The organism is Pseudomonas meliae, assembly GCF_001400515.1.
Lineage (GTDB): Bacteria > Pseudomonadota > Gammaproteobacteria > Pseudomonadales > Pseudomonadaceae > Aquipseudomonas > Aquipseudomonas amygdali.
The window spans coordinates 1-5,786 of the sequence record NZ_LJQT01000149.1 but is presented as its reverse complement, the minus strand read 5'-3'; the positions used below and the strand labels follow the sequence as shown (position 1 = coordinate 5,786).

General features: G+C 59.5%; 5 protein-coding genes. 4 read left to right on the top strand and 1 reads right to left on the bottom strand.

The window, feature by feature from the left end; translation table 11 throughout:
* Positions 1–13: 13 nt before the first annotated feature.
* Positions 14–334, bottom strand: coding sequence for a hypothetical protein (locus ALO64_RS25500; RefSeq protein WP_235378736.1), 321 nt, complete (start codon positions 332–334; stop codon positions 14–16).
* A gap of 260 nt (positions 335–594) precedes the next feature.
* Here ALO64_RS25500 and ALO64_RS06685 point away from each other — a divergent pair, with 260 nt between their 5' ends.
* From ALO64_RS06685 to ALO64_RS06670, 4 genes are all read left to right on the top strand, one after another.
* Positions 595–2,367: an N-acetylglutaminylglutamine amidotransferase gene (locus tag ALO64_RS06685; RefSeq protein ID WP_005731207.1), complete on the top strand. Its 1,773-nt coding sequence runs from the start codon at positions 595–597 to the stop codon at positions 2,365–2,367.
* A gap of 3 nt (positions 2,368–2,370) precedes the next feature.
* Positions 2,371–4,107: an N-acetylglutaminylglutamine synthetase gene (ngg, locus tag ALO64_RS06680; RefSeq protein ID WP_044345473.1), complete on the top strand. Its 1,737-nt coding sequence runs from the start codon at positions 2,371–2,373 to the stop codon at positions 4,105–4,107.
* Between the two features lie 81 nt (positions 4,108–4,188).
* The gene (locus ALO64_RS06675; protein ID WP_044345472.1) at positions 4,189–5,385 is read left to right on the top strand and encodes an osmoprotectant NAGGN system M42 family peptidase; all 1,197 of its coding nucleotides are present in this window, start codon (positions 4,189–4,191) and stop codon (positions 5,383–5,385) included.
* A gap of 70 nt (positions 5,386–5,455) precedes the next feature.
* The gene (locus tag ALO64_RS06670) at positions 5,456–5,683 is read left to right on the top strand and encodes a YheU family protein (RefSeq protein WP_003314533.1); all 228 of its coding nucleotides are present in this window, start codon (positions 5,456–5,458) and stop codon (positions 5,681–5,683) included.
* Positions 5,684–5,786: the final 103 nt, after the last annotated feature.

Here is a 5,786-nt window from a genome sequence, read left to right as displayed (position 1 = left end):
AACCCGGGGCGGTTCAATATAGATCCGACCACTGATTGAAACGGCATGCGGTGGTGAGCGCAACACGATCAGGCGCTGAATCTGTCCATATTTTATTCAAGTAACTGCTGTGCTCGGTCTTGAATGTCCCATCGGTCTGCCGGACGCCTGCACGTAGGTGCACGGCCGTAGCGTTGATGTAATCTGCGAAAGCTTTCGTCCACTCGTACTGCCCCACTGCAGGCGTCGGAGAGAACCGAACGGTTTCTACCGGTTCTCCCGTTGCGGTATTGATAAGAGTGATCTGTAGATTCTCCCCCGCGATCAGATCCCGCTCAGAGTTTATTTCCCTCATCGAAACCCAAGTGTTTGCGTCCATTGCACTATCCCGTCCTGGTAGCAGCAGGTGCTATTTGGCTGAATCATGCGCTGCCTGGGCATTGAACCATCACTAACAATCTTGATAGGTCCAGTCGCACCCGCCAGGCTGCAGCAAGGGATAGATCTCAAACGCTTATAACTTTTTGATCTAAAACTACCATGCCCGCACTGGGTCAGTTTCTGGGTGACTGCACTTTCTCAGTCACCTCCCCAACGGAAACCCGGTAAGGACTTATGTGCGGATTAGCAGGTGAATTACGTTTTGACCATCAACCAGCGGACCTGGCCGCTGTTGAGCGCATTACCCATGAGCTGGCGCCTCGCGGCCCGGATGCGTGGGGGTTTCACAGCCAGGGGCCGGTTGCCCTTGGTCATCGCCGTCTGAAAATCATGGACCTGTCGGATGGCTCGGCGCAGCCGATGATCGACAGTCACCTGGGCCTGTCCATGGCCTTCAACGGTGCGATTTATAACTTCCCGGAATTGCGTGCCGAGTTGGAAAGCCTTGGCTATCAGTTCCATTCCGGTGGCGACACCGAGGTGTTGCTCAAGGGCTATCACGCCTGGGGCGCAGACATGCTTCCCAAGCTCAATGGCATGTTCGCCTTCGCCATCTGGGAGCGTGACAGCAAGCAGCTGTTCATCGCCCGTGACCGCCTCGGCGTAAAGCCGTTGTACCTGTCGAAAACCGACAAGCGCCTGCGCTTCGCGTCTTCGCTGCCTGCCCTGCTCAAGGGTGGTGATATCAGCGGAATGCTTGATCCGGTGGCGCTCAACCATTACCTCAACTTCCACGCTGTGGTGCCTGCCCCGCGCACGCTGCTGGCAGGCGTCGAGAAGTTGCCGCCAGCCAGCTGGATGCGCATCGACGCCAGCGGCAAGGTCGAGCAGAAAGTCTGGTGGACTCTGCCTTACGGTCCTCATGAAGACGAGAAAAACCTCACGCTCGAAGACTGGCGCGACCGCGTATTGGACAGCACCCGTGAAGCAGTGGCGATTCGTCAGCGTGCCGCGGTAGACGTCGGCGTGCTGCTTTCCGGCGGTGTCGACTCCAGCATGCTGGTCGGCCTGTTGCGTGAAGTGGGGGTCGAAGACCTGTCGACCTTCTCTATCGGCTTTCAGGATGCCGGTGGCGAGCGTGGCGACGAATTTCAGTATTCCGACTTGATCGCCAAGCATTACGGCACACGCCACCACCAGTTGCGTATTCAGGAAAGCGAGATCATCGAACAGCTGCCTGCGGCGTTCCGCGCCATGAGCGAGCCGATGGTCAGCCACGATTGCATCGCCTTCTACCTGCTGTCGCGTGAAGTGTCCAAGCATTGCAAGGTGGTACAGAGCGGCCAGGGCGCTGACGAGCTGTTTGCCGGTTACCACTGGTACCCGCAAGTCGACGGCGCGAGCGATCCGGTTGCGGCCTACCGCGATGCGTTTGTCGACCGCAGCTATGCGGAATATGCCGAGACGGTGCAGCCGAAGTGGCGCACAGCCAACGACGCAGCCGGTGACTTCGTTCGCGATCATTTCGCCCAGCCCGGCGCCAGCGCCGCGGTCGACAAGGCGTTGCGCCTGGACAGTACGGTGATGCTGGTCGATGACCCGGTCAAGCGTGTCGACAACATGACCATGGCCTGGGGACTGGAAGCGCGTACGCCGTTCCTTGACTACCGTCTGGTCGAACTGTCGGCTCGCATCCCAGGTAAATTCAAGCTGCCCGACGGTGGCAAACAGGTGCTGAAAGAAGCCGCGCGTATGGTCATTCCTTCGGAAGTGATCGACCGCAAGAAGGGCTACTTCCCGGTTCCCGGCCTCAAGCACTTGCAGGGCGACACCCTCAACTGGGTGCGTGAACTGTTGACCGACTCCAGTCAGGACCGCGGCCTGTTCAATCCGGCCATGGTCGATAAGTTGCTGACCAACCCAGAGGGCCAGCTCACGCCATTGCGCGGCTCCAAGCTGTGGCAACTGGCAGCGCTGAACCTGTGGCTCAGCGAACAAGGACTGTGATTGATGAAACATTATAGCCAGCGCTTGTTGCGTGGCCAGTCGCCCTCGTACGAACGTCTGCAAGCGCGTCTTGCCGAAGATGGCAGCCAGATAGACGCAGAGCCTTTGGCGCTGCATTGTGGCTGGGGTCGCTTGCTGATCGGTCACACTTACCCTGATCCGGCAGCACTGGCCCAGGACCTGCTCAACGAAAAGCCCGGCGAGCGTGACATTGCCTTGTATGTGGCGGCGCCGCAGCAGGTATTGGCGCAATCGCCGCAGCAGTTGTTTCTCGACCCGTCGGACACGCTTCGTCTGTGGTTCAGCGACTACCGACCGGCGCACCGGGTGTTTCGCGGGTATCGCATCCGCCGGGCGCATAACGAAGCGGACTGGCAAGCCATCAATAACCTGTATCTGGCACGCGGCATGTTGCCCATCGACCCGGCCCTGCTCACGCCGCGTCATGAAGGTGGCCCGGTATATTGGGTGGCCGAAGATGAGGGCAGCAACACGATCATCGGCAGCGTCATGGGCCTTGATCATCAGAAAGCCTTCAATGATCCGGAAAAAGGCAGCAGCCTCTGGTGCCTGGCGGTTGACCCGCAATGCACACGTCCCGGCGTGGGTGAAGTGCTGGTGCGGCATTTGATCGAGCACTTCATGAGCCGCGGTCTGAGCTACCTTGATCTGTCGGTGTTGCATGACAACGATCAGGCCAAGGCGCTGTACGCCAAGCTGAATTTCCGTAACCTGCCGACCTTCGCCATCAAGCGCAAGAACGGCATCAATGAGTCGTTGTTCCTCGGCCCAGGTCCGCAGGCGGATTTCAATCCATATGCGCGAATCATCGTTGAGGAAGCCCATCGTCGTGGCATTGACGTACAGGTGGATGACGCGGATGCCGGCCTGTTTACCCTCAGCTATGGTGGTCGGCGGATCCGCTGCCGCGAGTCGTTGAGCGATCTGACCAGCGCGGTGAGCATGACCCTGTGTCAGGACAAAAGCCTGACCCATCGAGCGTTGAAGGCTGCAGGCCTGCGCTTGCCCGCACAGCAGCGGGCAGGCAGTGCAGACGACAACCTTGCGTTTCTTGAAGAGCACGGGCAAATCGTGGTCAAGCCGCTAGATGGCGAGCAAGGCCAGGGTGTCGCCGTCGATCTGCGGACCATCGAAGACGTTCAGAGCGCTATCGAACAGGCCCGTCGGTTCGACACGCGCGTCATTCTGGAAAGCTTTCATGAAGGCCTCGACCTGCGCATCGTGGTGATCGGCTTTCAGGTGGTGGCTGCAGCGATCCGTCGTCCGGCTGAGGTCATTGGTGATGGACGCCATACCATCAAACAGTTGATCGAGGCCCAGAGCCGTCGCCGTGCCGCCGCGACTGATGGCGAAAGCCGTATTCCGATGGACCAGGAGACCGAGCGCACAGTGCGCGAGGCCGGTTTTGAGTATGCCGATATCCTGCCGATGGATCAGCGTCTGGCCGTGCGCCGCGCTGCAAACTTGCACACCGGTGGCTGCCTTGAAGATGTCACGGCCATTCTGCACCCGGTGCTCAGCGATGCAGCAGTACGTGCAGCCCGGGCTCTGGACATCCCGGTCGTCGGCCTGGACCTGATGGTGCCGGCCGCCGATCAGCCCGAGTACGTGTTCATCGAAGCCAATGAACGCGTGGGCCTTGCCAACCATGAACCACAACCCACCGCCGAACGTTTCGTCGATCTGTTGTTTCCGCACAGCCTGCCTGTGCATATCTGATCGCAGTTGCGGACACAGGCTGCAAAAGGGCTATCAGCCCTTGCGGCCTTGTGGCTTGCAACTGTTCCATAAGGAGCATCCATGACCCCTGCAAATATCCCCGATCCGGATCTGAAATACCTGCAGAAAGTTTTGTTGGAAATGCTCGCGATTCCAAGCCCGACCGGTTTTACCGACACTATCGTGCGTTACGTGGCCGAGCGTCTTGAAGAACTGGGCATCCCGTTCGAACTGACCCGCCGCGGCACGATCCGCGCCACCCTCAAGGGCAAGCAGAATAGCCCTGACCGTGCGGTATCGGCGCACCTGGACACCATCGGTGCCAGCGTTCGGGAAGTCAAAGACAACGGTCGCCTGGCACTGGCGGCAGTCGGTTGCTGGTCAAGCCGGTTTGCCGAGGGCAGCCGTGTCAGTGTATTCACCGACACGGGCGTGATTCGTGGCAGCGTTCTGCCGTTGATGGCGTCCGGTCATGCGTTCAATACCGCCGTCGACGAGATGCCGATCAGTTGGGACCACGTCGAGCTGCGTCTGGATGCCTATTGCACCACACGTGCCGACTGCGAATCGCTGGGCATCGGTATCGGCGACTTTGTGGCGTTCGACCCGCTGCCGGAGTTCACCGAGAGCGGTCACATCAGTGCACGCCATCTGGATGACAAGGCCGGTGTCGCGGCGCTGCTTGCGGCGCTGAAATCCATTGTCGACAGCGGTGCAGAGCCGTTGATCGATTGCCACCCGCTGCTCACCATCACCGAAGAAACCGGTACGGGCGCAGCGGGCGTACTGCCTTGGGACGTGAGCGAGTTCGTCGGTATCGACATCGCGCCGGTTGCACCGGGCCAGCACTCCAGCGAGCACGCGGTGAGCGTGGCGATGCAGGACTCGGGCGGTCCGTACGACTACCATCTGTCCCGCCACTTGCTGCGTCTGGGCGTAGAGAACGAACTGCCGGTACGCCGTGACCTGTTTCGCTATTACTACAGCGATGCGCATTCGGCAGTGACGTCAGGGCACGACATACGCACGGCCCTGCTGGCCTTCGGCTGCGACGCGACTCACGGTTATGAGCGCACGCACATCGATAGCCTGGCAGCGCTGAGCAAACTGCTGGGTGCTTACATATTGAGCCCACCTGTGTTCGCCAGCGATGCCAAACCGGCCCAGAGTTCACTGGAGCGGTTCAGCCATCAGATCGAACATGATGCGCAGATGGAATCCGACACCCGTGTGCCACCGGTCGACAGCCTGATCGGGCAGAATCGCGAGGAAAGTTGAGGGCCTGTGAATTGCGGTANNGCCTGGCACCGCAGTTCTATCATCGCTGCTCATCGACACGAGAACCGTCATGCTGATCCCCTACGACCAACTGGAACCCGACACCCTCACCCGCCTGATCGAAGATTTCGTCACCCGTGAGGGCACCGATAATGGCGACGAAACACCGCTGCAAACCCGCGTGCTGCGTGTGCGACATGCGCTGACCAAAGGCCAGGCGGTAATCTTTTTCGATCTTGAGAGTCAGCAATGTCAGTTGATGCTCAAGCACGATGTGCCCAAGGAGTTTTTTGAATAACCTTGGGCGGGCCTGAATCGGGTTTTCAATGAGGCGAACAACGTCGCCTATTGAAGCGGCGTTGTCGCTTGTTGCGAAAGTTTGTTGGCGATGCGCTTGTAGA